Origin of the sequence: Sphingosinicella microcystinivorans (assembly GCF_027941835.1) — a bacterium.
GTDB lineage: Bacteria > Pseudomonadota > Alphaproteobacteria > Sphingomonadales > Sphingomonadaceae > Sphingosinicella.
The window spans coordinates 2,269,284-2,294,196 of record NZ_CP116005.1; the positions used below are offsets into that span (position 1 = coordinate 2,269,284).

The window sequence follows — 24,913 nt, forward strand, 5'->3', positions numbered from 1 at the left end:
TGAGGTCAGGCCGCTGCATATGGCTCCAACGGCTTGCCCTTGAACGGCATCACCTTGATTTCCGCCTCCCGCTTGCGGGTCTGAGCGATGTCATAACTGTTCTGCATCCGCATGAGCGTGTCCATCGACACGCCGAATGCTTTTTCAATGCGCAGCGCCATTTCCGGCGAAAGGTGCGCCCGTTCGTTGAGCAAGGTGGACAGGGTTGCCCGCGTCACGCCCAGCGCCTGCGCCGCCGCCGTCACCGAAAGGCCCAGCGGTTCGACAATCTCATATTTGATGAAGCTGCCCGGATGCGCCGGGTTCTTCATGCGGATTCCTGAAAGCGCGGCCATCGCCACCTCCTAATGGTAATCTTCATAGTCGAGGTCGATGATCTCGATCTCGTCACGATCAATCCGAAACGTCATCCGCCAGTTCTTGGTGACAAACAGGCTCCACGTCCCCTTGCGGTTGCCGGTCAGCATATGCGCCTTCCAGCTTGGCACGGTGCGCAATTCCTCTTCGCGCTCCATATCCTGAAGGAAAGTGACCATACGCCGGACCTTGGCGACAACGGCAGGTTGTATGCCGCTTTCATCGTCATTCTCGATGAATCGCCGCAATCCCTTGTGGATCACGTTTCTGATTTTCATGGGTTTCCCTACTTTAATTTCTCGTTCGGCGTCAAGTGACGCCATACGATTTAGCCCAGCCCCGCACCCGCAGCTTTGCTGGCTGCTGGCGTCGGCATTGCCGCCTGCGCGATGGCGGTCTGCACCTGTCCGGCCCGTTCGTTGATCGCGGATATCAGCTTGCCGCGATCATTGGTGAAGATGGTGGCTGATTCCTTCGCACGGGAAATCCCGACATAGAATGACTTCTGATCGACAAGGTTTGTCGCCTTGCTGTCGGCATGGATCATCACATGATCGGCGGTGCGGCCTTGGGCGGCAAAGGCGGTATCGACATAGGCATGGGCAATGTGCTGGTCGCGGGCGGCATCAAGGTTCAAGGTCTGGGTCTGGCCGCGCGGATTGCGAATCTCCGCCGTGCGGGCCTGTTCGTCAATCGCCGTGACCTCGCCCCGCGCGCCGTTGATCCGGCCCGCTTCCCGGTCGTTGCGGGTGAACCGGATGCTGTCGCCGGTCTTGAGTTCGAGCGATTGCGGCGAGAATGTCTGGCTGTTGCCCGCGCCCCATTGCCGCAAGCGCCAATCCACCTCGCGCCCGTCCTCGGATTTCAGGGCGATGGCAGCTTTGGCCGGGTCGATGCCATCGACGCGGTAGGCTTCGCCGCGCACAACACCCTTGTCGGCATAATCGCGCGTAAACCGGACAACATCGCCCTTGTCGTAACTCAAGGGGTCGCGCGCCTCGGCACGGGTCAGCCCCTTGTTGGCAAGGCTCTGCATGGTGACGGCGGGGCCGGTAAGCGCCCCCGACTGTGTGAGTGCGGCGCGAATGTCGGCGGTCAACGCATCGCGCCCCTCGCGGGAAGGCTCGACAACAAGGGTGCGGGCACGGCTCGCCTTGTCCAGTTTGGCATATTGCTCGGCGATGGCGGCGAACCGTTCGGCACGGTCGGCATTCTCGACAATCTGGCCGCCGCCCCGGTCCAGCGCGACCAGCGCCTTGCGGGCGTCTCCTTCGATGGAGGCCAGCACCGCGTCCTTGGTCGCCGTATTGGTTTGCCGCACGATCTCGCCCAGCTTGGCGGTTTCCATGCCTGCGCCCTGCAACTGCGCGAAAGCCGCGCCCGCCTCGACCGACCCAAGCTGCTTTACGTCGCCGACAAGCACGATGCGGGCGTTCTGCTTCTCGGCCAGGTCGAACAGCCGCGCGGTATCGCGCGCCGATAACAGCGATGCCTCGTCCACGATCCATGCGGCGGGCCGGGTGGGATCGGGCCGCTCTGGCGATAACAGGTGCCGGGCAACGGTATCGCCGCGCGTGCCCAGCGCATCGCCCAGCACCATCGCTGCCGATGCGGTTGGCGCAAGCGCGACCACAGAAACCCCTCGCGCCTCGGCCTCGCGGGCAATGGTCGCCAGAACGGTCGTGGTCTTGGCCGTGCCTGCATAGCCCTGCAAGGCGGTGACGCGGTTGCGGCTGGTCAATAGCTGTTCGGTCGCGTTGCGCTGATCGCCGTTCCAGCCAAACCCCGCGCGCTCCGCCTGAGCCGATGCGCTGGCGACGGCCTTGGCGGCGGCAAGCGGTGTGGCAATCGGGGACAAGGTGCCGCGCCCCTCCACCTCGATCCGCAGCATCTTGGCTTCGGTTTCGACATTCTGGCGGGTGGTGAACCCGGTAAACTCCGCGCCGCGCCGGTCGATATGCGTGCGGTCGATCAAATCGCCCTGCTTGGTTGCCGCCGCGATGGCTTCGCCGATCTGCACATAACTGACCTTGCCCAGCCCGATCCGTCCGGCTTCTTCGTGCAGGGCCGCAACGGAAAACACCGATTGCCGCTCGCCGAGCTTGTCGGCGGCATGGGCAACGGCGCGGCTCGCGGCGCTGTCACTCTGCAATTCCGTGTTGGCGCGATGGTCGGCACTGACGGCTTTGGCCTCGGCGTCCCGAACCAATGTTAGCCTTGCCTCCGTGCCAAACCCGGCCTTGCCTGCGGTATCGCGCCAGTCCGCAACAAGGGAGGCAGGATCGGCGGCGATCTTCGCCTGCCGCGTGTCGAGCGCGGCAATCTGTTTTTCGACTGCGCTCGCAGCATCGCGGGACGTGCCGCGCTCATCAAGCGCGGCCTCGATCTCGGCGCTACGGGTGCTGAACGCGGCCAGCACGTCGGCTGATACGCCCTTGATCTCGAACATCGAGTCCTTGGCCGTCTCGATCTCATAGCCCAACTCGCGCACCTTCAACGCCAGCTCCTGCCGGTAGATCGCGCCGATCTGCTTTTGAAGCTGATAGATCGCGCGCGGTTCAAGGCTGCGCCATGTGCCGTCCTCGTGCCTAGTCGCGTTCAGGATGACATTGTGGGTGTGGAGTTGCGGGTCTTGGGCGCGGCTGGTGCCGTGCTGGAAGCTGGCGATCACCAGATTGCCGGTGGCTTCGCGGTTCACCGTTCCGCCATCCCGGACGCGGGTGGCGGCCATATGCTGCTCGACATGGGCAAGTGCGGTTTTCACCGCCGCACCGTGCGCCGCAATCAACCGCCGGTCGCCCGCCACCTCGGCCATAATCGATACGGACTTGGGCGCGCTCAAGGTCACGTCCCATCCGGGGCGGTGTTCCAGCTTGCCGTCGCGAGTGGTCCCAAGCTGCTGGTCGGCAACCTTGCCGTCCAGCAAATCGCGGAACTGGTCGCGGTCAACATCGCCGGACAGCCCAAGCGCCTCCGCGCCCTTGCCCTGCCATTCGGACGGGGACTGGCCGCCGTCCGCATAGTATTCGCCTGCGGATTCGTAGTAGCTGGCGGCCTGACCTGAACTGGTCAGCGCGGACACGGACGCAACCATCAGACCGGCCCCTCGTTGCTGGAAGATGATGTGGGCGGCGGTGATACCTTTGGCGCGACGGTTGACGCCTGTTCCCAAAGGGTGGTCTTGGGATCGCCGGGAAGGAAACCGGGCTGACGCGCTGGCCCGCGCCGTGCGACGTGATCGGCGGTCAACCTGATCGGCGCCACGGGCAGGCTATCCGGGAGCAGCAAATAGCCCTCGAACTTGGGCAAGCGCAGTTCGCTTTCGAGAATTGCAGGGCGCATCTTGCGGATTTTGCCAAGCGTGGTCCGGGGCTTGTCGTCACCCTCGGCCAGCGCATCGGTCATGGTCTGGATTTCGACCTCGCATTCCCCGATGGTCTGGCTGGCCCACGCGCGCGTTTCGGCGTCGATGGTTTGCAGGAACAGCTTGGTATTGCAGCAGCCCAGCATGGATTCGGCGATCTGCGGGCCGTAGCGGTGCCGCATCTGGCCCAGCGCCTGAAAGGTCAGCACGACCGCCGCGCCGAATTTGCGGCCTTCGGGCAGCAGGCGCGCCAGATTATCGACGCGGGGAAGATCGGCCAGCTCGTCGAGCACGAACCAGATGCGCCGGTCGGGCGATGGGGACAAGCCCAGCACGGCGCTGGCCGCGCATTCCAGCCAGCAGGCGAGCAAGGGCTTCGACGCCTCGAAATAGTCCTCCTTGCGCGGCACGAATATCCAAGGTTTCGCGCCCGCCCGCTTATCCAGCCCATGAATGAAATCCCGAAAGGCAAAGGGCGCGCTGCCGCTGTCTTCGGTGCGAAGAAACTGGATCAGGTTCGCGGCCTTCGACAGCATGAACAGCACGCTGCCTGTCGCCCGGTCGGCATCTTCGGCGAATGTCCGCGCCGACGAACTTCCTGCCAGCCACGTTTTGAGGTCGTCCTTTGTCCGGTCCTGCAAGGCGTTGAGCAAGTCGGGCAATGTGCATTTGCCCTCGCGCCACAAGGCCCGGATCATGTTGGCGACAAGGATGCGGCTGGTGTCCAGCCAAACGTCGCTGTCTTGCTGTCCGGTCTCGGTGATAAGCTGGTGCGCGATGCGGTCAGCATCGGCGGGGTGGGCGATTTCTGCGAACGGCGACCAGAATGCGCAGCGGGCATCAAATGGGTTGAGGATCACGTCGCCGCGTTCGGGGTTGTAATACTGCGCGATGAACTCGCCGGATGTATCATAAACCAGAGCCGCTTCGCCGCGCGCCTCGATCCCATCGAGCAACTGGCGCAAGGCTGTGGTCTTGCCGCTGCCAGTGGTGCCGATCATCGCCATGTGCCGGGTTTCCAACCGGTTCGGAATGGGAACCGTGCCAACGGCAAGCGCGCGAGCGTCGGCCTCCGCGCCGGTCAGATTGGCAAGCTGCTTCTCGGTCGTGACTAGGGTTCCCGCGATCACCCTGTCTTGCAAGGCGCGCTCGCGCCGCCGGGTCATCGCTCCACGCAGCAGGAACAGGCTCGCCAGCCATCCGGCAAAACCAAGCGCACCACCCCACATCGTGTAGGTGAGGATGCCGGATGCCGGATCGGCATAATAGGGATGCTCGACAACGGCGCGGGCTGGAACGGCATAGGTTTGACCGTCCACGGTGATCGTCATTGCCGGATCGACCACCGATCCTTGGGCAAACCACAGTTTCGCCTTGGCGACGGCATAGGTGCCTGCTGCCTTTATGGTCTGCTGGTCCAGCATCACATAGGGCGTGGCAACCGCGCCCAGGGCGATAGATGCCAGCATGATGCCGGTCTGCCGCCTGAACCGTGCGAGCTGATTGTTGCGGTTGTGGCGGCGCAAGGCATCGGCATGGGCGCGCCGGTCGTGGGACTGGTTCATTTGCGCCCCTCCTGCGAAAGCCGCCGCTGCCGATCATAGGCCGCGTTGATCTCGGCGGTGATGACTTCATCGCTTTTGCGCGTGGCTTGCGCCGCGCTGCGGGCGTAGCAATAGGCGGCGCAAGCGGTGAACAACGCCCGGTCCAGCATCCGCTCGACATCGACAATGCGCGTGCTGACCGACGCCAGTTCGGCGACGATCTCGCGGGTGTCAATGCTGGGCGCAGGTGGATTGGCGAGCGTGGCGATGCCGGTTTTCACGCTGCGCTGGAGCATCGCGTAAACGCTGATACCGTGCCGCTCGGCCAACGTCCGAAGCGCCTTGTCGTGCGAAACGGGCAGGCGAATGGAATGGTGGATCGGTTTCATCAGACCGTCTCCGTGAGGGTGCGCGGCGCACCCTCGAAAAGCGGCGGAAATGCGCCATTTCCGCAAACGGAAAATCCCGCGCACCCTTTGCGCACCCTCAAAAAATGGCAGAAAAGCTGGATGCACCCGTGCGTGAGGTGTGTATCCAAATTACTGGCTCGATGCGTAGCATCGCAGCCCCACAACATTGCCTTTTGCATTGCCGGTTCAGTCATTGTCCGAACCTTTCCGGCCACCAGTACATGGGGCATCGGTGGCCTCGTCCGAACAGCACTCGCCAGTATCGGCGCGACCGCTTTCGGGGGCGGAACCAGCTTCTTGTTCAGCCGCCCATGCGGCGATCATCGCTTTGGCTTTGCGGTCGGCCTTGCGCCTGTCGAACTGTTCCGGGACCGGCGGCAAGGAATAGAGGTCATGTTCCCTGACCCACACGACAATGGCATCTTCAATCGCCTGCTGCATATGATCGCGCAGCGCACCCGCCTCGAAAGGGTTGAGGTGCGCTGTCACGCCGGGCGAAAGGATCAACCCGCCCAAAGGCAATGGCGTATCGTCCGCCCATTGGAGCGGGCCGTCGATCCGGCAGAAAGATGTATGACCCTGAAAGATGTCGAGCGGCGGGCGCTCGGCGCGATGCCAAACGACAATCGCTGTCCGATAGGCGTCGCCGTCTTCGTCCTCGGCAAGCAACTTGTTGATGAGCGGCACCGCGTAGCAGGCGGTGCGGTATTCGGCGGAAAAGCGCAGAGTGACCTTGCGGCCTGTCCAGATGAAATCGGCAAGCCGGTCCATCGCGCGAAGGAAAATGGACATGGGAAATCCTTTCGTGAATCCACGATTGCGGTTGTTCGTGAGGTTGAGGTTGGGACGCAGGCGCGGAACGCTTCACCCGGTAATCAGGCTGGGTCCGTTGACCGTTTTCTGGTCAGGCGTATCGCTGGGTGGGTAAGCCCTGTAGCCACTGTTCGATCTCGCCGGATCGCCAGCGGACCCTGCCTCCCCCAATGACAACGGGCGGCGGACAACGGTTCTGACGGACGAGGCGATAAATGCTCGACCGGCTCTTGTAGCCGGTGAGGCGCATCACATCGTCAATAGTGAGCAATTGAGTCTGGGGATCGTGGGGCAGCATCGGGCATTTTCCTGTATGAGGGAGATGCCCCAAGCTGCACGCGCTCTGCCGCCACACGCAATTTGGCTACCGGAAAACTTGGCCTTGGTAATCTGGATGCCGTTGAATCAATTCGTATTATTTTCAATCATCCTACCTGATCGCTACCAAGTTGGGCCGCCTCCGCGCTTTTGCGCACCCAGTCGTAATCATGCTCGCCTGACTTCGCGATCAACTTGCGGATGGTTTCAGCGGAAAGTCGCGGCGTTTTGGCGTTCCTTGCAAAGCCATTGACGTTGAATTTCTTACCCGCCTGTGCGTCGCTTTCCGCCCTTCTGCGGGCGGCGTCCAGGACTTGCCCAACCTCGATCTGCGTCAGCACATCCCAAGGGCCGCGCTGCTGCACACGGGCGTTCCAATCCGCAAATCGATCTGACGGGATTTTTGCAATCCAGTGCATTTCGATCTTTGGCTCCGATGGCGACGGTTCCCGTTGTTCTTCGTCCGGCGCTTTGACCACGTAGATCGGTCGATCCAACGTGCCACCCCAAGGCATCCATAAGGCGGCATAATCTTTGGGATTGGCCAGCAACAGGATCGGCGCGAAACGATTGCCAAATGTGCCGGGCGCGATTTCCGTATCGAAGAGTTGGCCATCGTTCGCGCGCAGCGCACTCGTGCTGACTGGCCCATATCCTTTTGACATCACCGCCCGCAAGCGCCCGGCAGCAAGGTCGGTCAGCAACGTCTCTATTTCTGGCGGCAGGGGGGTGTCATAGGGACGCTTGGCGACGAAACGCCTGCGCCGCTGGATCAATCGTCCGCCCAACCAGCTCATCATGACCGTGGTTGCCCCGCCCACTGCCAAGGCTTGCGCGCCCCATTCGCTGGAATGCGGCGGGGAACCGGCGACAATGGCAAATCCCGCAACCGCCGCAATCGCGCCTATCGTTCCGATTACAGATCGCCCCGCATTGATCGCCCCCAGCCTCCGGCGAAGCGGCCTCACCAGCCTTTCAATCTCGGCCCGCCCGGTTTCGATATTGTCAGGCGCAAGGCGGAGCGCGGCGACATCGCTAAGCAGATCGACCTCGATCACGAGGACGGTTCCTGCGATCCCGGCAAGCAATACGCTCCCCATGCGTTCATAAGCGCCCGCCGCTTTTCCAGCAGATTGCCGCGCCGGTAAGCAGCTTCAACCTTGTTCTCGATGGTGTGCGCCAGCGCCATTTCCGCAACGTCACCGTCGAAGTCGGTTTCCTCGGCAACCCAATCGCGGAAGCTGGATCGGAAACCATGCGGCACGGCAGGGATTTCCAAGTCGCGGCAAATCTTGGTCAGAGTCATATCCGACAAGGGCTTGCCGTAGCGAGCGCCCGGAAACACAAGATCGTTGCGAACCTCCCGATAGGTTTCGGCCCGCAGGAAAGCACTGACGGCGGCATCCGACAGTGGCACCACATGTTCGCGCCCTGCCTTCATCCGGTCCGCCGGGATCGTCCAGAGCTTCTTTTCAAGATCAAGCTCACTCCATGCCGCACCGCGAATTTCGCCCGAACGCGAAGCGGTCAGAATCAACGCCTCGAAGGCGAGGCGGCCAACCGATTCTCGTTCACGCAACTTGGCGGCGAAGGCCGGAACATCGGCATAGGGCAAGGCACTGTGATGAACCGGCTTGACCTTCACCTTGGGTAGCGACTTGTTCATGGCCGCAATCGGCAAGGGCAAGTCCCGATAACCCTTGGCGATAGCCCAGTCGATCACGGCAACGATCTGCTGGCGCACGCGCCGGGCGGTTTCCGGCTTTTCGAGCCAGATGGCGACGAGCGCATCGCGGACATGCGGCCCCTCCACCTTGCTCACCGCCATGTCACCAAAAAAGGGAAAAGCATATGTCGTGAGGGTCGAAAGCCACTGATCGCGGTGCTTGGCGTTGCGCCAGTTCTTCTTGTTCTCTGCAAAGACGATAGCGGCGGCTTCGCGGAATGTCGGGATACCCGCTTCCTTGCGCCGCTCGGCGATGGGGTCGAGGCCGACTTCCACCTGACTGCGCACCTTGGCCGCGCGCTCGCGCGCCACGGCCAGCGAAACCTTCTTCGCGCTGCCAAGGCCGATGTCGCGTCGCTTGCCGTCTTTCTGCACCCGGCAGACCCATGAGCGGGCACCTGCGCGGCTGACCAGCAGATACAGACCGTCGCCGTCGCCATAGCGTCCGGGCAGCTTCGCCGCCTTCACCGCCGTAGCCGACAACCGGCCCATGATTTTTCTCCCACATTTATTACCACACGATGCGTGGGATACCATGCAATTCGGGAATACGCAATCAAACACGAATCCGCAGAAAATCGACTAAAAACAGCCGATTATGCTACGGTTTGGGTTATGGTGAGATAGGCTGCTGGCGGAGAGGGTGGGATTCGAACCCACGGTACGGTTGTCCGCACAACGGTTTTCGAGACCGTCCCAATCGACCTCTCTGGCACCTCTCCGCACCGGGTGGTGCAAGCGGCATGGCTGGCACCGGATCGACGAAGGCGGGCATATAGGCGAGGTTCCGGGGTCTTGCCAAGCCCGCAATCGTCGGTTTCGTCAGTTCAGCACCACGGTCTGGTTTCCGTTGCCGAGAATGCGGTGTTCCGCGTGCCAGCGCACGGCGCGGGCGAGGACGGAGGCTTCGACCTCGCGGCCGATGGCGACCATTTCTTCCGCGGTCATGGCGTGGCTCACGCGGCGTACGTCCTGCTCGATGATGGGGCCCTCGTCGAGGTCGGCGGTGACATAGTGCGCGGTGGCGCCGATCAGCTTCACGCCGCGCGCCTTCGCCTGATGATAGGGCTTCGCACCCTTGAAGCTCGGCAGGAAGCTGTGGTGGATGTTGATGCAGCGGCCCGCGAGCCTGCCTGCGAAGTCGTCCGAGAGAATCTGCATGTAGCGTGCGAGCACGGTGAGTTCGGCGCCGCTTTCCGCAATGATCTCGAGGAAACGGCGTTCCTGCGCGGCCTTGTCGGCGCGGTCGACCGGCAGGTGATGATAGGGGATGCTGTGCCACGCGACGCGCCCCCGCTCCTGCTCGTGGTTCGAGACGACGCCGACGATGCGGATCGGCAGCGCCCCGATCTCGACCTTGTGGAGCAGGTCGACGAGGCAGTGGTTGAACTTCGAGACGGCGATCAGCACCGGCATCGGCGCCGTGATGTCGTGGACCTCCCAGTCGAGCCCCAGCGCGGCGACGGCCGGGGCGATGTGCTGCGGCAGGTCGGCGATGCGGGCGCGGCCGCTCGCCAGTTCCATGCGCACGAAGAAGGTGGCGCTGTCGGGGTCGCCGTAGATGGCCGCCTCGCGGATGTCCCAGCCGTTTTCGGCGAGGAGCGGCGTCAGCCGGGCGAGGATGCCGGGCTGGTCGGGGCAGCGGAAGCGGAGCACGCAGCGGGCGTGGTTCGGTTCGGTCATGGCGGGGATTTCCGTTCTGGTGGGGGTCAGGCGGCGTTCGCGGCGTGGCCGATCAGGTGCAGGACATAGTCGGTGTAGCTCTGGTCCACGATCAGCAGGAACGCGGGCGCGTCGCCGGTGCGCGCGACGAACGCGCCGATGTCGCCGAGGCGGGTGCGGACCGCGGCGCCCACCGGAAAGCGATCCGGGCGGAGATCGAGCGGAGTGAGGGCGGCAAGGCACGCCTGCCCCGCAGGGCCTTCGAACCGCAGCGCGGTACGTCCGTGTGTCAGATCGAGCGCGAGCACGACGTCTTCCTGGAACGTCTCGTCCACGTACCCGAGGGCGGTCGCGACGGCATCGGCGGGGCCGGTCAGCAGCCATTCGCCCGGCGCGATCGCCGAGAGGGCGATGCTGCCGTTCTCGCTGTAGCGGTTCGGGGCGGGTGCACCGAGGCCGAGCGCCGCGGCCAGCCGTTGCGGCGTGTCGGCTCCGCCGCCGATCTGGACCTTGGCGACGCCGAGGTCCGCGTCGATACGGCACCCGGCCGGCATGTCGAGGATGTCAGGCATCGAGCCGGGCTCCTTCCGGATCATAGCGGCAAAGGCCGGTGATGCGGGCTTCGCGCCACGCCCCGAGGTCCCAGACGCGCACGCTTTCGCCGATCCGGTCCTGTCCGCGCGCGACAAGCGCGAGCGCGAGCGGGGCCTCCAGCGTGGGGGACCATGCGCTCGACGTCACCCAGCCCTCGCTCGGCTTCGGCGCGGCTGCCATTTCCGGGAGGACGTGCGCGCCCGCGACCAGCGGCGCGGGGTTGCCGTCCGTCACTTCGAGGCCGACGAGGCTGCGCCGGTCGCCCCTCAGCCCATCCGGGCGGAGCGCGGAGCGGCGGCCCACGAAATCCTGCGTTTTCTTCCGCATGATCCCGCCGAAGCCGATGTCCTGCGGCAGCGTGGTGCCGTCGGTGTCGGAGCCGACGTGCAGGAAGCCCTTCTCGATGCGCATCGTCATCAGCGCCTCGACGCCGAACGGGGTCAGGCCGTGGGGGGCGCCGGCTTCGACCAGCGCCGTCCAGAGCCGTTCGGCATCCCGCCACGGCACGGCGATCTCATAGGAAAGCTCGCCGGTGAAGCTGACGCGCGCGACTTGTGTGGGGATGCCGCAGATTCGTCCGGCGCGCGCGCTCATGTGCGGGAAGGCATCGCCGGAGATGTCGATGTCCGGCTCCAGCGCAGCGAGCACGTGGCGCGCCTTCGGCCCGGCGATGTTCGCGACCGCCCGGCAGGTGGTGACGTCCTCGACGAGCACGCGCATCTGCGTCCATTCGCATTGCAGCCATTCGCGGAAGGCTTCCGCGACAGCGGCGGCATGACCACTGGTCGTGCCGACGAGGAAGCGGTCGTCCGCCAGCCGCGTGACCACGCCGTCGTCGAACACGGTGCCGTTCTCGGTCAGCATGATCGCGTAGCGGCAGCGGCCGACCTTCAGCGTGCTGATCGTGTTCACGTACATGCGGTCGAGGAAGGCGGCGGCGTCCGGCCCCTTCACCTTGATCTTGCCGAGCGGCGAGGCCTCGAAGAGGCCGACGCCGCTGCGCACGGCCAGCACCTCGCGGCGGACGGCGTCCGCCTCCTGCTCACCGGGACGAAGGTAGGCCGCAGGGCGCATCCAGCCGCCGTACTCGTCGAGCAGGGCGCCGCGTTCGACATGCCAGTCGTGGAGCGCGAGGCGGCGGCGCGGGTGCAGCCCTTCGCCGACGCGGTGCCCGGCGAAGACGCCGAACGGTGTCGGGTCATAGGGCGGGCGGAATTTCGTGGTGCCGATCGCCTCCATCGGCTTGTCCAGCAATGTGCCGAGGATGCCGATGCCGTTGACGTTCGAGGTCTTGCCCTGATCGGAGGCCATGCCGAGCGTCGTGTAGCGCTTCAGGTGCTCGACCGACCGGAAATTCTCGCGCGCGGCGAGCGCGACGTCTCCGGCGGTCACGTCGTTCTGGAAATCGACCCACGCTTCGGGGTCGGGCTCTCCGGTTTCGGAAATCGACCAGAGCGCCGGGATCGGCGATGCGGCCTTACGGGGCGCGTCGTCTCCGCGTGCGGCGGCAAGCGTACCGTCTGGCGTGAAATCGCCCGCTGCGCCGCCGATGCTCCTGTGTCCCGCAGCGGCGAGGGGAACGAAGCTCTGAAGGTTCGGGTCGAGCGTCAAACGCCCCGCACCATGCGAGTGCAGGTGGACGGCAGGGTTCCAGCCGCCCGACACGAGCAGCGTGTCGCAGCACAACTCGATCGTCTGGCCCTCGATCCGCCCGGCGGCGTTCACGCGCCCGAGGCGCACGCCCCGTATGATCCTGCCGCCGATCGCCGCCGATGGCGCCATGCCCGCGTGGACGGGGATGCCGAGGGCATCTGCGCGCGCTGTCAGCGCGGCGGAGGGAGTCCCGCGCGCATCGGCGATGGCCGCGATGCGCGTGCCTGCCTCGGCCAGATCGAACGCCGCCTGCCACGCGCTGTCGTTGTTGGTGGCGACGACGATCTCCCGCCCGGCGACGACGCCGTAGCGATGGAGATAGGCGCGTGCGGCGCCCGCCAGTATCACGCCCGGCCGGTCGTTGCCCCGGAACACCAGCGGGCGTTCGATGGCGCCCTGCGCGAGCACCAGTTCGTTCGCGCGGACCCGCCACAGCCGTTGGCGTGGGCCGGTGCGCTGCCCAAGCGGCAGATGGTCGGTCAGCCGCTCGCACAGCGCGACCATGCCGTGGTCGTAGTGCCCCGTGGCGAGCGTCCGCGTCTTCAGCGTGACGTTCGGCAGCGCCGCGAGCGCGCGGAGCGTATCCTCGATCCAGACGCGCGCGGGCTTGCCCTCGATCGCATCGCTCGTCCCGGCGAGCCTGCCGCCCCAATGCGCGCTGCCCGTCACCAGCATCACTGATTTCCCGGCCTGCGCGGCATGAAGCGCCGCCGCGAGCCCGGCGATGCCGCCGCCGACGACCAGAACGTCCATGTGCACGGAGACCTGCGCGTAGGTATCCGGATCGGGAAGGTCCGGCGCCTTGCCGAGGCCCGCGGCCTTGCGGATCGCGGGCTCGAACAGCAGCCAGTCCGGCCACATGAAGGTCTTGTAGTAGAACGCCGCCGGGATGAATCGCTTGAACAGGCCGTTCACCGCCATCAGGTCGAAGCGGAGGCTCGGCCACGCGTTCACCGGGTTCGCGTCGAGTCCCTCGTAAAGCTCTACGTAAGGCGCCTTGAGGTTCGGGATCGTGCCCGCGCCCTGTTCGAGCTGGACGATGGCGTTGGGCTCGTCGAGTCCTGCGGCGATGAGGCCGCGCGGGCGGTGGTATTTGAAGCTGCGCCCGACCATGCGCTCGCCGCTCGCGAGCAGTGCGGAGGCGAGCGTGTCGCCCGCGAACCCCGAATGGGTCCTGCCCTCCCAGCGGAAGGTGACGGGTCGGCTGCGGTCGATGTCGCCGCCGTGTTCGAGGCGATAGCCGCTCATGCCTCGCTCTCCAGCACGGGGCGGGGATCGGTCATGCCGTAGACGGCGAGGATACGATGCGAAACCGTGTCGCGCGCGACGTTGAACCAGAGGCCGCAGCCGAAGCGGTGGTGCCAGCGTTCGAAGCCGAGGCCCTTCACGTTGTCGCGGTAGAACATGTAGTCCGCCCATGCCGTGTCGTCGGTGGACGCCGGGGCGGCGGGGCGGACGATCGGGCTCTCGCCGCCGCAGCGGAACTCGCTCTCGGCGCGCGGCCCACACCAGGGACAGTCGATCAGCAGCATGGCATCCTCAATGGGCAATGCCGGAGGCGGCGGCTTCGTCGATGAGCGCGCCGGTCCGGAAACGGTCGAGCGAGAAGGGGGCGGCAAGCGGGTACGCTTCGCCGGTGGCGATGTGGTGGGCAAGGCAGAAGCCGCCGCCGGGGATCGCCTTGAAGCCGCCGGTGCCCCAGCCGCAGTTGAGGTACAGGCCCTTGACCGGGCTTTCGCCGAGGATCGGCGTCGAATCGTGCACGACATCGACGATGCCCGCCCATTGCCGGAGCAGGCGCACGCGCGAGAAGTGCGGGAACAGGTCTATGAGGCCCGCCGCCGTGTGTTCGAGCACGGGCAGGCTGCCGCGCTGGGCATAGGAGGGGAACAGGTCGAGCGTGCCCCCCACCACGATCTCGCCCTTGTCGGACTGGCTGAGGTAGGTGCCGGTGGAGGGCGCCAGTACCACGGTGTCCAGAACCGGTTTCATCGGCTCCGAGACGAACGCCTGAAGCGCGTAGGAGACGATCGGCAGGCGGAAGCCCGCGCGTTTCGCCATCACGCTGCTGTGTCCCGCGACCGCGAGGCCGACGCGCTCCGCCGCGATGTCGCCGAGCGAGGTCTGGACGCCGGTGATGCGTCCCTCGCGAATGTCGAAGCCGGTTACTTCGCAGTTCTGGATGATGTCGACGCCGAGCCTGTCCGCGGCGCGTGCGTAGCCCCACGCGACGGCGTCGTGGCGGGCGGTGCCGCCGCGCGGCTGCAGCAGGCCTGCAAGGATCGGGAAGCGCGGGGTGGGGTTGAGGCCGGGAATGCGGCGAAGCACGTCCGCGCCCTCGTGATATTCGGCGTCGGCGCCGTTGAGGCGCATCGCGTTCACCGAGCGGCGCAGCATCTCCACGCCGTGGCGGTCGTGCGCGAAGGTCCACATGCCGCGCCGCGAGAACATGATGTTGTAGTTGAGCTCGCGCGATAACCCCTCATAGAGCGACAGCGAGAAATCGTAGAAGCGCGTGCTTTCCGGGAAGAAATAGTTGGACCGGATCACGGTGGTGTTGCGCCCCGTGTTGCCGCCGCCGATCCAGCCGCGCTCCAGCACCGCGATGTCCTTCATGCCGTGCTTGCTGGCGAGATAATAGGCCGTCGCAAGGCCATGCCCGCCGCCGCCGATGATGACGGCCTGATAGCGTTTCCGGGGTTTCCCCTCGCGCCATGCGGGCGTCCACGTCCGCTGCCCCGAAAGGCCCGCGCGCAGCAGCGACCACGCCGAATATCGTGTCACTTGCTCCGTCTCCCGCCTCTCGACCCTCGTTACGCCGTCCGGGAAGCAATAGATACACTAGTGTTTGGAATCAACCCTTCGGAATGTATGGTGATCGAAAGAATCACGGTCCTGGGCGCTGATGCCCCCGGGATGACGGTACAGGTTTGCACTGTGGAGCGGCTAGCCGGCGGCCTTGCGCCCCGCGCGCCTGGGGGCGGGCGTTTCGCGGACGAGATCGTCGAGGACCTTGATCAGCTTCGCCGTCGGTTCGCGTCCGGTGAGGACACGGTAGTACAGCGGCACGAGGCGAAGCCGCTCCGCGTGCGGCTCGCGGAAGCCGAGCGCGTAGTAGCCGATCTGGTGGAAATGGGTGATGCGCGCCCGGACGAGGCTTTCGTCGCTGTCGTAGCCGCTCTTCTCGAACAGCTCCTGCAGCAGCGCGATCCACGCGGCATCGGCGCGTTCGACTGCCTCGGCGACCTCGTTGCTCTTGCGCGCCCACGCGCGCACGGCGACGTCGAAGGAGGGGAAAGCGGGGTCGGCTTCCAGCCAGCTCGCCACGACCTCGGTGAGATCGGGCGCGTTCTTCGCCCAGCGCGCGCGGATCTGCGCGATCTCGAAATAGTTGCGCGCTTCCCAGTCGGTCAGCAGCGCGTCGAGAAGGTCGCGGCGGTGCTGGAAATGCCAGTAGAAGCTGCCGCGCGTCACGCGCATCTGCTTCGCCAGCCGATCGACCTTCACGTCGTCGACGCCGCGTTCGACCAGCGTCTTGCGCGCGCTCGCGATCCAGTCCTCCCGGGTGAGACGGCGCGGCGCGCGCGCCTTGGGCGTAGCGGTCATGGGCCGAAGCGATGCGCGTTGCAGCCCGGATTGTCCAGTGCTTCCTTGCAGATGCCGGGCCTCACACCCAGCCTGCCGTCTGCGCGACCACCCATATGCCGATCGCGAGGAACAGGAGCGCCGCGGTGCTATGAACGGCGCGCATCGGCACGCGGCGGATCAGCGCGTCGCCGAGGAACACGGCGGGCACGTTCGCGATCATCATGCCGAAGGTCGTGCCCATCGTGACGGGGACCACGCTTTCGAAGCGGGCGCCGAGCGCGACGGTAGCGACCTGCGTCTTGTCGCCCATCTCGACGAGGAAGAAGGCGATGAGCGTCGTCAGGAAGGCGCCGAAGCGGGCGGGCCTGTTCTCGATGTTGTCGAACTTGTCGGGGACGAGCGTCCAGATCGCCATGGCGATGAACGAGGCGCCGACCGCGTAGCGGAACCACGGGCCGTCGAGGATCGAGGCGGCCTCGCTGCCGACGAGGGCGGCGAGGAAGTGGTTGGCGAGCGTGGCGGCGAAGATGCCCGCGATGATCGGCCAGGGACGCGCGAAGCGGGCGGCGAGGACGATGGCGAGCAGCTGGGTCTTGTCGCCGATCTCGGCGAGCGCGACCACGGCGGTCGAAACGAACAGGGCTTCCAAGGGACATCTCCGGGGTCGGGCGGAACGCAGATCCAACGACATCGCTCCCCCCGCCCGACCGGACGGGAAAGCGACGTCATTGGTCTCGCCCGAACGGTGGTCCCGTTCCCCTCGCGCCACGGCCTCTCGACCGAGTATGTTGACACGAAGGCCCGCCTCGTCGGCGGCTGGCTACTCCCCAGATGACGGTGTGCTGCTAGCCCGGTTCGCGCGCGGGCGCAAGCCGATCAACCGCACAGGCTGGAAAATCCCGCGAGCCAGAGCATGGCGCCCTCGCTCTCCCAGAGCGCCCAGCCGCCGGCCGCTGCCAGCACGCCGAGCGCGACGGCGAGGAGGTGCGCGCGGCGGGTCATGCGGGCTGCAACCGCGCGACCGGAACGGCGCGGATCGGCAGGTGCAGCAGCGCGGCGATCACCGCGAGCGCGATCGAGGCGCCCCATGCGGCATCGTAGCTGCCGGAGAGGTCGTAGAGCGCGCCCGATAGCCACGCGCCGAAGAAGCTGCCGACCTGATGGCTGAGGAACACGATGCCGTAGAGCATGGAGAGATAGCGCACGCCGAAGATCTGCCCGATGAGGCCGCTCGTCAGCGGCACGGTGCCGAGCCAGAGGAAGCCCATCGCCGCCGCGAAGACCAGAGTCGAGGCGGGTGAAACCGGTAGCAGCAGGTAGACGACGATGATGAGGCCGCGCGCCGCGTAGAGGCCGCTCAGCAGCAGCTTCTTCGGCGCATGGTCGCCCCACAGGCCGAAGACGTAGGAGCCGAAGATGTTGAACAGGCCGACGAGCGCCAGCACCGTCGCGCCGATCGACGCGCCGAGGCCCTTGTCGGCGAGATAGGCGGGGAAATGGGTGGCGATGAACGCGATGTGGAAGCCGCAGACGAAGAAGCCCGCGGTCAGCAGCTGGAAGCTGCGGTTGGACGCCGCCTCGGCAAGGGCGCTTCCGAGCGGCTGGTCGGGACCCTCGCCGCGCGCCGGCTGCGGCTTTCCGGCGACGCCGACCGACAGCGCCGCGGCGACGGCGACGACGCCGGCGAGCACCATGAGCGCGGTGCGGTAGCCGAAGTCGCCGAGCAGCATCTGCCCGGCGGGCACGACGAGGAACTGACCGAGCGAGCCGCCCGCCGTGACCATCCCGAAGGCGAGCGAGCGCTGCGCCTCCGGCACGACGCGGCCGACTGCGCCCAGCACGACCACGAAGGTCGTCGCCGACTGCGCCATGCCGACGATCACGCCGAACGTGATGTGAAGGCCGAGCGCGCTGCCGGTCATCGCCGCGCCGATCAGGCCGAGCGCATAAACGAGCGCACCGACGGCGACGACCCGCCCGGCACCGTGGCGGTCGGCTATGGCGCCGACGAACGGCTGCACGAGCCCGAACAGCAGGTTCTGGATGGCGAGCGCCAGCCCGAAGGTGCCGCGCCCGATGTCGAGCGCGGCGCTCATCTCGGGAAGGAACAGCCCGAAGGTCTGCCGGACGCCCATGGCGAGCGTGACGATCAGCGCCCCGCAGACGATGACGACGGCGGGGCGCTTCATGCGCGCACCGCCGATTCGACGCGGTCGAGCAGCGCGAACAGCGTCTCCGTGTCGACCTGCCGCGCCATCTCCGCCTGCGCGCGTTCCCAGAGCGGCGAGGCGCGGTCGATGGCGGCGCGGCCCGCATCGGTCAGGGAAACCATGCGCCGGCGCTTGTCGTCGCCCGCGCAGGATTGCACGAGGCCCTCGCGCTCGAGCGCGCCGACGGTGCGGTTCAGCGTCGTCCGGTCATGGCCCGTGGCGGCGCCGAACGCCGTCAGCGAGCAGGCGCCGGTGCGCGCCAGCGTGCGCAGCAGCGCGAACTGCGGCGTGGTGAGACCGGCCGGTGCCAGCGCGGCATCGTAGAGCGTGTTCGCGGCGCGCGCGGCGCGGCGCAGGCGTGTGCAAACGCAGGGGGAGGACATGATACGTGCATATGCACGCATCTGCCGTGCCGATCAACCCGTCTTATTCGGCAGCGGGCTGGGCGCTGGGTTGGGCGGCGGGTCCGGCCCCCATCGGGGTGCGGTACAGCAATGTCACGCTGATGCGCCGGTTGCGCGGATCGTAGGGGTTCGCCTTGTTGAAGGGCTCGCGGTCGGCGACGCCTTCGAGGCGCGAGAAGCGCGTCGGATCGACGCCGCCCGCGGCAAGGGCGGCGCGCGTCGCCTCGGCGCGCTGCGCGGAAAGCACCCAGTTGTTCATGCCGCCCGCTGGTCCGCCGATCGAGCCGCCCGCATAGGGCAGGCTGTCGGTGTGGCCGCGCATGGCGATCGGGTTGGGCATCGTCTGCACGGCCGTGGCGACGGCGCGCACGAGGTCCTGCGCCTGCGGCGAAAGCCGGTTGGTGCCGACCGCGAACATCGCGAAATCGGCTTCGTCGAGGATGTCGATGCGCAGCCCCTCCGGCGTCACCGACAGGCGAATCTGGTCGCGGAGCCGGGCGAGGTTCCTGTCGCTCGCCATGCGCTTCTCGAGGTCCTCTGCGGCCGCCTCGAAGCGTTTCACGTCTTCCCTCTGCAACTGGTCGGCGAGCGCGCGTTCCTCGGGCGTCGGCGGGGTCACGCGCGAGAAGCTGGTGACGGGCATCAGCCGCTGCGTGCCCTTGGGCACGGCGTTCGGCGCGTTTCCATCGGGCGCCAGCATGGCGCGGCCGCCCATGACGCCGTTGGAGCCGCCCGCCTTGGTGTGCTGGACGAGCGTCGGCGAGAAATAGTCGGCGATGCCCTTGCGCTGGTCCTCGTTGGTGGCGCCGACGATCCAGAGCAGCAGGAAGAACGCCATCATCGCGGTCACGAAGTCGGCGTAGGCGACCTTCCACGCGCCGCCGTGGTGGCCGCCGTGCGCCTCTATGGTGATCTTCTTGATGATGATCGGCGGCGGGACTTCCGCCTCGGCGACCAGCGGCTTGATCGGTTCCGCGCTCATCGGCCGCGAAGCCCGTCGAACACCTCGGCGAAGCCGGGCTGGTTCTTGATGCTGATGCTGGTGCGCGCGGCCTCGATGACCATCGCGGGCGCGTTGCCGTGCAGCGAGGAGATGATGATCGCCTTGGCGACGTGGTAGATCTCGCCGTCTTCCTCGAGAATCTGCTCCAGCCGGTTCGCCATCGGCGAGACGATGCCGTAGGCGAGCAGCACGCCGAGGAAGGTGCCGACGAGCGCCGAGCCGATCATGCCGCCGAGGATGGCGGGCGGCTGGTCGATGGAGCCCATCGTCTTCACGACGCCGAGCACGGCGGCGACGATGCCGAGCGCGGGGAGGGCGTCACCCGTGGATTGCAGCACCTTCACCGGCTTCATCGCCGTGTGGTGGTGGGTCTTCAGCGCGTTGTCCATGATCTCCTCGACCGCGTGCACGTTGAGCGTGCCCGAGGAGACGACGACGAGGCGGATGGCGTCGGCCATGAAGTCGATGAGGAAATGGTCCTTCAGCAGCTTGGGATACTCGGCGAAGATGCTGCTCGACTTGGGGTCCTCGATGTGCGCTTCCATCGCGACCGGGCCTTCGACCTTCATGGTCTTCATCAGCTTGGAGGCGAGGAAGATCGCGTCGAGATAGTCCTTCCTGTTGTAGGTCGCGCCCTTGAAGATCTTGCCGACGCCGCCGCCGACCTGCTTCAGGACGACAAAGCTGTTGCCCAGCAGCAGCGAGCCCGCGGCGGCGCCGCCGATGATGAGCATTTCGTGCGGAATCGCATGGAAGACCGGCTCGAGATTGCCCCCGGTGATGGCGAAACCACCGAAGACCATCGCGAATAGGACAATGAGACCGATCGCCGCCAACATCTAACGCACAACTCCATTGCCTGCCGGTATCGCCGGATCCTTGCGACGCCGCCCGCCCATCTTGCTTAACGACCCCGACTGACGGTCATTTAGGCACCCAAAGGTTGAGAAAGGCTTCCCCCGGCACAGATTTGTTGCGGTGCAGCACATGCGCCGCCGCCAGCCTACAAGTAGCTGAACAGCGACAGTTTCTTGATCTGGGCGAAGCTCTGCTGGGAAGCGTCGAGCAGCGTCATCGCGCTCTTCAGCTGGACGATGGCGGCGGCGACATCGAGGCTCTCGATATTGCTCTTCGCGGTCGTCATCGTGGTCTCCAGCGCCTTCAGCCGATCGGTTTCCGTTCCCACCTGCGCGAGCCGCGAGCCGAAGGTCGCGCGCTGGTCGGCGAGGCGGTCGACGCCCGCGGTGGTGTCGCGCAGCGCCTTCTCCATGCCGCTCGCGAAGGTCGCGGCATCGACGGCGGGGTCGTCGAGCAGCGCCTTGAACTCGGTGAGCGCGGCAAGGATCGTCTGGCGGCCGCCGCTCGTGTCGATGGAGAGCATCGAAAGGCCGTTCGCGCCCGTCGAGACCGCGACGTCGGCGCTGATCGGCACCTTCGGCGGCTCGCCGCTGCCCTGCCAGACGATGGCGCCGGCCGCATCGCGCACGAACGGCGCCGTGCCGACGGACGCGCCTGAAAACAAATAGTTGCCCGCCGCGTCGCGCGTGTTCGAAAGCGACAGCATCTGGTCGATGATCTGCCCGAGCTCGGTGCTGATCACCTGCCGGTCGGCATCGGTGAGCGTGGCGTTCGCGGCCTGTATGGCGAGCTCCTTGGCGCGCACCATCTGGTTCGACATGGCGTCCACGGCGCTGTCGGCGAGCGAGAGCTGCGTGGTGATCGCGTCCATGTTGCGGATGAACTGCTGGTTGTCGTCGATGCTGCGCTGAAGATCGGCGACGCGGCTCGACCCCAGCGGATCGTCCGACGGATCGAGGATGCGCTTGCCCGAGGCGATCTGCGCCTCGAGCTGCGCGAGCGTCGATTGCAGCGCGCCCATGCGGCTGATCTGCGACTGGAAGGACTGGAAGGTGCCGACGCGCATATGCGGTTCCCCGAAAAAGCTCAGCGGATGTCGATGATGGTCTGGAAGATCTCGCGGGCGGCCGCGATGATCTTCGCCGAGGCCTGATAGGCCTGCTGGAAGCGGATGAGATCGGCGGCTTCCTCGTCGAGATTGACCGCGGACGCCGCATCGCGCGCTTCGAGCGCCTTGTCGCGCATCGCGAGCGTCGCGGAGGCAAGCGCCTTCGTGTCGTTGAGGCTCGTCGCGACGCGCGTCACCTCGCGCGCGAAACGGCCCTCGAAGCCGGGGCTGCCGAGGCGCGTGTCGATCATACGCAGCATGTTGGCGTTGTCGGCCATGCCCGCCGCCGTCGGCACGACGACGAAGCTGTCGCCTTCCGCGACGGCGCCCGAAAGCTGCACGTCGAAGCCGTTCACCGGGATCCATGCGCCCGGCACGTAGGGGCCGCTCGCCAGCACGGCGGGCGGCACGGCCGTGTCGGCGGTGTCGATGATCTCGTAGGTGTTGCCCGCGCCCATGCGGACCGTGAAGCTCGTCGGCACCGGCGCGGGAATCGTCGCGGCGGCCAGATTGCTGCGGACCGCGGCGGTGCCCGTGCCCTGATTGGCCGCGGAAATATCGGCCGACCACGGCGCTGCGGCGGCGACGTCCGCGCCGTCCCCGACGAGGACGCGCATACCCGCGGCGCCGCTGACGCCACTCACCTGGAACCAGTCGCCGCCCCTCGGCGCGCCGCCGAGCTCGAGGTGGATGCCGTCGAGATCGAGCGTGCCGCTGCCGGTGACGGAGGCGCTGCCGTCGGCGCGCGAGAGCGTCCACTGGCTGGTCGCGCCGTCGTACCAGAGCTCGTAGCCGCCGGCGAAGACGAGGGATTCGTCTGTCACCTGCATGTCGAGCGTGGCCTGCCCGGTGTTGGTCCGCGACGGCGTCGCCACCAGCGAGCTTGCCGCGAACAGGTCGCCGCCGGCCACGCCGTTCAGGTCGACGCCCTGCCGGTGCGCGGCGTTGACGCTGGTGATGAACTGCTGGGCGAGCGTGTCGATCGCCGCCGTGCTGTCGCTGTTCTGCGTGTAGGCGTCGGAAAGGCCCGCGAGCACGCCGCTGCCGGGCACCGGGATCGTGCCGCTGCTCCCGAACGGATCGAGCGTCAGCCTGATCTTGCCGTTCGCCTCGGTGGCGCCGAGCAGCTTCGCGCCCATCTGGTCGAGCAGGATGGGGCCGTTCGCATTGTCGAGCCGCAGGTCGACCGTGCCGTCGCCGCGCACGGTGACGTCGATCTTCGTCAGCGTCGCAAGCTCGTTCAGCAGGCGGTCGCGCTCGTCCGCGAGGCTCGCGGAGGCGGAGGTGCCGGCGGCCGTGCGGCGGATGGTGCCGTTCAGCGTCGAGAGCGCGCTGGTGAGGTCGTTGATGCGGTCGACGGTCTGGTCGACGTCCTGCTTGATGCCGACGCGCGTCGCGTCGAAGGATTGCGCGAGGCTGCGGAACTGCGCGGCGACCTCTCCCGCCGCCGACAGGAAGGCGTCGCGCGCGGACAGCGCGGTCGGATCGGCGGCGACGTCCTGCGCGGCGTTGTAGAAGGCGGTCAGCCGGCCGGAAAGGCCCTGCGAGCCGGTGTTGAGGAACGACTGGATCTCGCTCAGCCAGTATTGCCGCGTCTGGGCGCGGGCGTAGTCGCCCGAGGCGGTGCGCGCATCGCTGGCGAGGAAGGCGTCGTAGGCGCGGGCGACGCCGCTCACGTTGACGCCGCTTCCCGCCGCGGTCTGCCGGACCAGCGGGAAGCCGCCGCCCGCGGACGGGTTTTCCGTCACCATCGCGGTGCGCCGCGAGTAGCCCGCGACATTGGCGTTAGCGATGTTCTCGCCGACGATGTCGAGCGCGGTCTGGTAGGCGCGGACGCCCGATGCGCCGAGGCTGAGGAGGTCGCTCATTTCGCTTCGCCTTCGTTCGTCGCGGTCGCCGCGGTTTTCTGGCCGCGGGCGAGAAAGTCCTTCAGCGCCTCGGCGATGCCGAGCGGGCTGTGCTTGGCGAGGGTTCCCGCAAGCTCGCGGTCCTGCATCTCGCGGAAGGTCTTCAGGGCCTCGCTCCGGAACAGGCCGCCGTCGGGCACGGACTGCCGCGCCTGCTTCAGCATCAGGTTCACGAACACGGCCTCGAACTGCTGTGCGGCCTTGTCGAGGTTCGCCTGCGTGTTCCGGCGGCTGTCGTCGACAGCCGCGGTTCCGCCGTTCTGAAGGCCGCCGATCGTACTCATATCACGATCAGCTCCGCCTTGAGCGCGCCCGCCTGCTTCAAGGCTTCGAGGATGGCGACGAGATCGGCCGGGGTGGCGCCGAGGGCGTTCACCGACTTCACGATGTCGTCGAGCGCGACGCCGGGATTGAACAGGAACATGTGCGCGCCGCCCTGCTCGACCTCGATGCCGCTGTCCGGCACCACGGCGGTCTGCCCGCGCGAGAAGGGGCCGGGCTGGCTGACCTGCGGGTTCTCCGTCACCTTCACCACCATGCTGCCGTGGCTGACGGCGGCGGGCGAGACGCGGACGTTGGCGCCGATCACCACCGTGCCGGTGCGCGAGTTGATGACGACGCGCGCGGCGGGGGCGGCGGGCTGCACCTCGATGTTCTCGATGATCGAGACGAGGCTGATGCGCTGGTCGGCCTGCATCGGCGCGGTCACTTCGATGGAAACCGCGTCGATCGGCGTGGCGGTGCCGCCGCCGAGCGTTTTGTTGATGGCGTCGGCGACGCGCTGCGTCGTCGTGAAATCGGCCTCGCGGAGGTTGAGGACGAGGCTCGGCGAAGTGGCGAACGGCGTGTCGACCATGCGCTCGACGGACGCGCCCTGCGGGATGCGGCCGGTGGAGGGCACGTTCACCGTCACCTTCGATCCGTCCTGCCCCTCGACGCCGAGGCCGCCGACGGCGAGGCTGCCCTGCGACATCGCGTAGACCTCGCCGTCCGCGCCGACGAGGGGCGTCAGCAGCAGGTTGCCGCCGCGAAGCGACTTCGCCTTGCCGATCGCCGAGACGGTCACGTCGATCTTCTGGCCGGGCTTCGCGAACGGCGGCAGGTCCGCCGTCACCATCACGGCGGCGGCGTTCTTGAGGCTGGCCTTTACCCCCGGCGGGATGACGACGCCGAAGCGCGCGATGGCGCTCCTCATGCTCTGGATCGTGTATTCGAGGTTGTCGTCGCCGGTGCCGTTCAAACCCACGACGATGCCGTAGCCGACGAGCTGGTTCGAGCGGATGCCGGCGAAGTCGCCGAGGTCCTTGACGCGCTCCGCAGACGCCGGTGCGGTGAAACCGCAGGCGAGGACAAGAGCGATGAGGAAGCGGCGAAGGCGCATAGCGAGTCCTTTG

General features: G+C 66.7%; 25 protein-coding genes, 1 tRNA gene and 1 riboswitch. All 26 genes read right to left on the minus strand.

The window, feature by feature from the left end; translation table 11 throughout:
- Window positions 1-5: 5 nt before the first annotated feature.
- Window positions 6-335 carry a HigA family addiction module antitoxin gene (locus PE061_RS10880; protein WP_047819585.1) on the minus strand — a complete coding sequence of 110 codons (330 nt, stop codon included), beginning with the start codon at window positions 333-335 and terminating at the stop codon, window positions 6-8.
- A gap of 9 nt (window positions 336-344) precedes the next feature.
- Window positions 345-635 (minus strand): type II toxin-antitoxin system RelE/ParE family toxin, encoded by a 291-nt coding sequence (locus PE061_RS10885; protein WP_271255309.1) that lies wholly within the window; start codon window positions 633-635, stop codon window positions 345-347.
- Between the two features lie 50 nt (window positions 636-685).
- Window positions 686-3,451 (minus strand): MobF family relaxase, encoded by a 2,766-nt coding sequence (mobF, locus tag PE061_RS10890; RefSeq protein ID WP_271255310.1) that lies wholly within the window; start codon window positions 3,449-3,451, stop codon window positions 686-688.
- Window positions 3,451-5,286: a type IV secretion system DNA-binding domain-containing protein gene (locus tag PE061_RS10895; RefSeq protein ID WP_271255311.1), complete on the minus strand. Its 1,836-nt coding sequence runs from the start codon at window positions 5,284-5,286 to the stop codon at window positions 3,451-3,453. The genes mobF and PE061_RS10895 overlap by 1 nt, the downstream gene beginning before the upstream one ends.
- A complete protein-coding gene (locus PE061_RS10900; protein ID WP_271255312.1) occupies window positions 5,283-5,654 on the minus strand; it encodes a hypothetical protein in 372 nt (123 codons plus the stop codon). Before PE061_RS10900 ends, PE061_RS10895 begins: the two co-directional genes overlap by 4 nt.
- Before the next feature lie 207 nt (window positions 5,655-5,861).
- The gene (locus PE061_RS10905) at window positions 5,862-6,467 is read right to left on the minus strand and encodes a hypothetical protein (RefSeq protein WP_271255313.1); all 606 of its coding nucleotides are present in this window, start codon (window positions 6,465-6,467) and stop codon (window positions 5,862-5,864) included.
- A gap of 112 nt (window positions 6,468-6,579) precedes the next feature.
- Window positions 6,580-6,786 carry a helix-turn-helix transcriptional regulator gene (locus PE061_RS21770; protein ID WP_420794297.1) on the minus strand — a complete coding sequence of 69 codons (207 nt, stop codon included), beginning with the start codon at window positions 6,784-6,786 and terminating at the stop codon, window positions 6,580-6,582.
- Window positions 6,787-6,913: 127 nt separating this feature from the next.
- A complete protein-coding gene (locus PE061_RS10910; protein WP_271255314.1) occupies window positions 6,914-7,864 on the minus strand; it encodes a hypothetical protein in 951 nt (316 codons plus the stop codon).
- The gene (locus PE061_RS10915) at window positions 7,861-9,024 is read right to left on the minus strand and encodes a tyrosine-type recombinase/integrase (RefSeq protein ID WP_271255315.1); all 1,164 of its coding nucleotides are present in this window, start codon (window positions 9,022-9,024) and stop codon (window positions 7,861-7,863) included. The genes PE061_RS10910 and PE061_RS10915 overlap by 4 nt, the downstream gene beginning before the upstream one ends.
- Before the next feature lie 140 nt (window positions 9,025-9,164).
- Window positions 9,165-9,254, minus strand: a tRNA-Ser gene (locus tag PE061_RS10920).
- 100 nt (window positions 9,255-9,354) lie between these two features.
- Window positions 9,355-10,215: a formyltetrahydrofolate deformylase gene (gene purU, locus PE061_RS10925; RefSeq protein ID WP_271255316.1), complete on the minus strand. Its 861-nt coding sequence runs from the start codon at window positions 10,213-10,215 to the stop codon at window positions 9,355-9,357.
- Between the two features lie 26 nt (window positions 10,216-10,241).
- Window positions 10,242-10,766: a sarcosine oxidase subunit gamma gene (locus PE061_RS10930; RefSeq protein WP_271255317.1), complete on the minus strand. Its 525-nt coding sequence runs from the start codon at window positions 10,764-10,766 to the stop codon at window positions 10,242-10,244.
- Window positions 10,759-13,689 carry a sarcosine oxidase subunit alpha family protein gene (locus tag PE061_RS10935; RefSeq protein WP_271255318.1) on the minus strand — a complete coding sequence of 977 codons (2,931 nt, stop codon included), beginning with the start codon at window positions 13,687-13,689 and terminating at the stop codon, window positions 10,759-10,761. Before PE061_RS10935 ends, PE061_RS10930 begins: the two co-directional genes overlap by 8 nt.
- On the minus strand, window positions 13,686-13,973 hold the full coding sequence (locus PE061_RS10940) for a sarcosine oxidase subunit delta (protein ID WP_271255319.1): 288 nt from the start codon (window positions 13,971-13,973) through the stop codon (window positions 13,686-13,688). Before PE061_RS10940 ends, PE061_RS10935 begins: the two co-directional genes overlap by 4 nt.
- A 7-nt stretch (window positions 13,974-13,980) precedes the next feature.
- A complete protein-coding gene (locus PE061_RS10945) occupies window positions 13,981-15,225 on the minus strand; it encodes a sarcosine oxidase subunit beta family protein (protein WP_271255320.1) in 1,245 nt (414 codons plus the stop codon).
- A 162-nt stretch (window positions 15,226-15,387) separates the two neighbouring features.
- Window positions 15,388-16,047 carry a TetR/AcrR family transcriptional regulator gene (locus PE061_RS10950; protein ID WP_271255321.1) on the minus strand — a complete coding sequence of 220 codons (660 nt, stop codon included), beginning with the start codon at window positions 16,045-16,047 and terminating at the stop codon, window positions 15,388-15,390.
- A gap of 61 nt (window positions 16,048-16,108) precedes the next feature.
- Complete coding sequence (locus PE061_RS10955) at window positions 16,109-16,678, minus strand: TMEM165/GDT1 family protein (protein WP_271255322.1); 570 nt, start codon at window positions 16,676-16,678, stop codon at window positions 16,109-16,111.
- A 12-nt stretch (window positions 16,679-16,690) separates the two neighbouring features.
- A riboswitch (yybP-ykoY riboswitch) is annotated at window positions 16,691-16,871 on the minus strand.
- Window positions 16,872-16,905: 34 nt separating this feature from the next.
- Window positions 16,906-17,031, minus strand: coding sequence for a hypothetical protein (locus PE061_RS10960; RefSeq protein WP_271255323.1), 126 nt, complete (start codon window positions 17,029-17,031; stop codon window positions 16,906-16,908).
- Window positions 17,028-18,218, minus strand: a complete 1,191-nt coding sequence (locus PE061_RS10965; RefSeq protein ID WP_271255324.1) for an MFS transporter — start codon at window positions 18,216-18,218, stop codon at window positions 17,028-17,030. Before PE061_RS10965 ends, PE061_RS10960 begins: the two co-directional genes overlap by 4 nt.
- On the minus strand, window positions 18,215-18,622 hold the full coding sequence (locus PE061_RS10970) for a MarR family winged helix-turn-helix transcriptional regulator (RefSeq protein ID WP_271255325.1): 408 nt from the start codon (window positions 18,620-18,622) through the stop codon (window positions 18,215-18,217). The genes PE061_RS10965 and PE061_RS10970 overlap by 4 nt, the downstream gene beginning before the upstream one ends.
- 43 nt (window positions 18,623-18,665) lie before the next feature.
- Window positions 18,666-19,625, minus strand: coding sequence for a flagellar motor protein MotB (locus PE061_RS10975; RefSeq protein WP_271255326.1), 960 nt, complete (start codon window positions 19,623-19,625; stop codon window positions 18,666-18,668).
- On the minus strand, window positions 19,622-20,485 hold the full coding sequence (gene motA / locus PE061_RS10980; protein WP_271255327.1) for a flagellar motor stator protein MotA: 864 nt from the start codon (window positions 20,483-20,485) through the stop codon (window positions 19,622-19,624). Before motA ends, PE061_RS10975 begins: the two co-directional genes overlap by 4 nt.
- Before the next feature lie 164 nt (window positions 20,486-20,649).
- Entirely contained in the window at window positions 20,650-21,570 is a 921-nt protein-coding gene (gene flgL / locus PE061_RS10985; protein ID WP_271255328.1) for a flagellar hook-associated protein FlgL, read from the minus strand.
- Window positions 21,571-21,590: 20 nt separating this feature from the next.
- Entirely contained in the window at window positions 21,591-23,480 is a 1,890-nt protein-coding gene (gene flgK / locus PE061_RS10990) for a flagellar hook-associated protein FlgK (protein WP_271255329.1), read from the minus strand.
- A complete protein-coding gene (locus tag PE061_RS10995) occupies window positions 23,477-23,803 on the minus strand; it encodes a rod-binding protein (RefSeq protein WP_271255330.1) in 327 nt (108 codons plus the stop codon). Before PE061_RS10995 ends, flgK begins: the two co-directional genes overlap by 4 nt.
- The gene (locus PE061_RS11000) at window positions 23,800-24,900 is read right to left on the minus strand and encodes a flagellar basal body P-ring protein FlgI (RefSeq protein ID WP_271255331.1); all 1,101 of its coding nucleotides are present in this window, start codon (window positions 24,898-24,900) and stop codon (window positions 23,800-23,802) included. Before PE061_RS11000 ends, PE061_RS10995 begins: the two co-directional genes overlap by 4 nt.
- Window positions 24,901-24,913 lie beyond the last annotated feature (13 nt).

What these genes read in the sequence shown, in the direction of transcription:
- flgL (WP_271255328.1), bottom strand. Translation starts at nt 21,570, where the DNA reads ATGCGCGTCGGCACCTTCCAGTCCTTCCAGTCGCAGATCAGCCGCATG.
- PE061_RS21770 (WP_420794297.1), bottom strand. Translation starts at nt 6,786, where the DNA reads ATGCTGCCCCACGATCCCCAGACTCAATTGCTCACTATTGACGATGTG.
- PE061_RS10905 (WP_271255313.1), bottom strand. Translation starts at nt 6,467, where the DNA reads ATGTCCATTTTCCTTCGCGCGATGGACCGGCTTGCCGATTTCATCTGG.
- PE061_RS10885 (WP_271255309.1), bottom strand. Translation starts at nt 635, where the DNA reads ATGAAAATCAGAAACGTGATCCACAAGGGATTGCGGCGATTCATCGAG.
- flgK (WP_271255329.1), bottom strand. Translation starts at nt 23,480, where the DNA reads ATGAGCGACCTCCTCAGCCTCGGCGCATCGGGCGTCCGCGCCTACCAG.
- PE061_RS11000 (WP_271255331.1), bottom strand. Translation starts at nt 24,900, where the DNA reads ATGCGCCTTCGCCGCTTCCTCATCGCTCTTGTCCTCGCCTGCGGTTTC.
- PE061_RS10960 (WP_271255323.1), bottom strand. Translation starts at nt 17,031, where the DNA reads ATGACCCGCCGCGCGCACCTCCTCGCCGTCGCGCTCGGCGTGCTGGCA.
- PE061_RS10940 (WP_271255319.1), bottom strand. Translation starts at nt 13,973, where the DNA reads ATGCTGCTGATCGACTGTCCCTGGTGTGGGCCGCGCGCCGAGAGCGAG.
- PE061_RS10900 (WP_271255312.1), bottom strand. Translation starts at nt 5,654, where the DNA reads ATGAAACCGATCCACCATTCCATTCGCCTGCCCGTTTCGCACGACAAG.
- PE061_RS10995 (WP_271255330.1), bottom strand. Translation starts at nt 23,803, where the DNA reads ATGAGTACGATCGGCGGCCTTCAGAACGGCGGAACCGCGGCTGTCGAC.
- PE061_RS10880 (WP_047819585.1), bottom strand. Translation starts at nt 335, where the DNA reads ATGGCCGCGCTTTCAGGAATCCGCATGAAGAACCCGGCGCATCCGGGC.
- PE061_RS10970 (WP_271255325.1), bottom strand. Translation starts at nt 18,622, where the DNA reads ATGTCCTCCCCCTGCGTTTGCACACGCCTGCGCCGCGCCGCGCGCGCC.
- PE061_RS10965 (WP_271255324.1), bottom strand. Translation starts at nt 18,218, where the DNA reads ATGAAGCGCCCCGCCGTCGTCATCGTCTGCGGGGCGCTGATCGTCACG.
- purU (WP_271255316.1), bottom strand. Translation starts at nt 10,215, where the DNA reads ATGACCGAACCGAACCACGCCCGCTGCGTGCTCCGCTTCCGCTGCCCC.
- mobF (WP_271255310.1), bottom strand. Translation starts at nt 3,451, where the DNA reads ATGGTTGCGTCCGTGTCCGCGCTGACCAGTTCAGGTCAGGCCGCCAGC.
- PE061_RS10975 (WP_271255326.1), bottom strand. Translation starts at nt 19,625, where the DNA reads ATGAGCGCGGAACCGATCAAGCCGCTGGTCGCCGAGGCGGAAGTCCCG.
- PE061_RS10895 (WP_271255311.1), bottom strand. Translation starts at nt 5,286, where the DNA reads ATGAACCAGTCCCACGACCGGCGCGCCCATGCCGATGCCTTGCGCCGC.
- PE061_RS10915 (WP_271255315.1), bottom strand. Translation starts at nt 9,024, where the DNA reads ATGGGCCGGTTGTCGGCTACGGCGGTGAAGGCGGCGAAGCTGCCCGGA.
- motA (WP_271255327.1), bottom strand. Translation starts at nt 20,485, where the DNA reads ATGTTGGCGGCGATCGGTCTCATTGTCCTATTCGCGATGGTCTTCGGT.
- PE061_RS10930 (WP_271255317.1), bottom strand. Translation starts at nt 10,766, where the DNA reads ATGCCTGACATCCTCGACATGCCGGCCGGGTGCCGTATCGACGCGGAC.
- PE061_RS10950 (WP_271255321.1), bottom strand. Translation starts at nt 16,047, where the DNA reads ATGACCGCTACGCCCAAGGCGCGCGCGCCGCGCCGTCTCACCCGGGAG.
- PE061_RS10935 (WP_271255318.1), bottom strand. Translation starts at nt 13,689, where the DNA reads ATGAGCGGCTATCGCCTCGAACACGGCGGCGACATCGACCGCAGCCGA.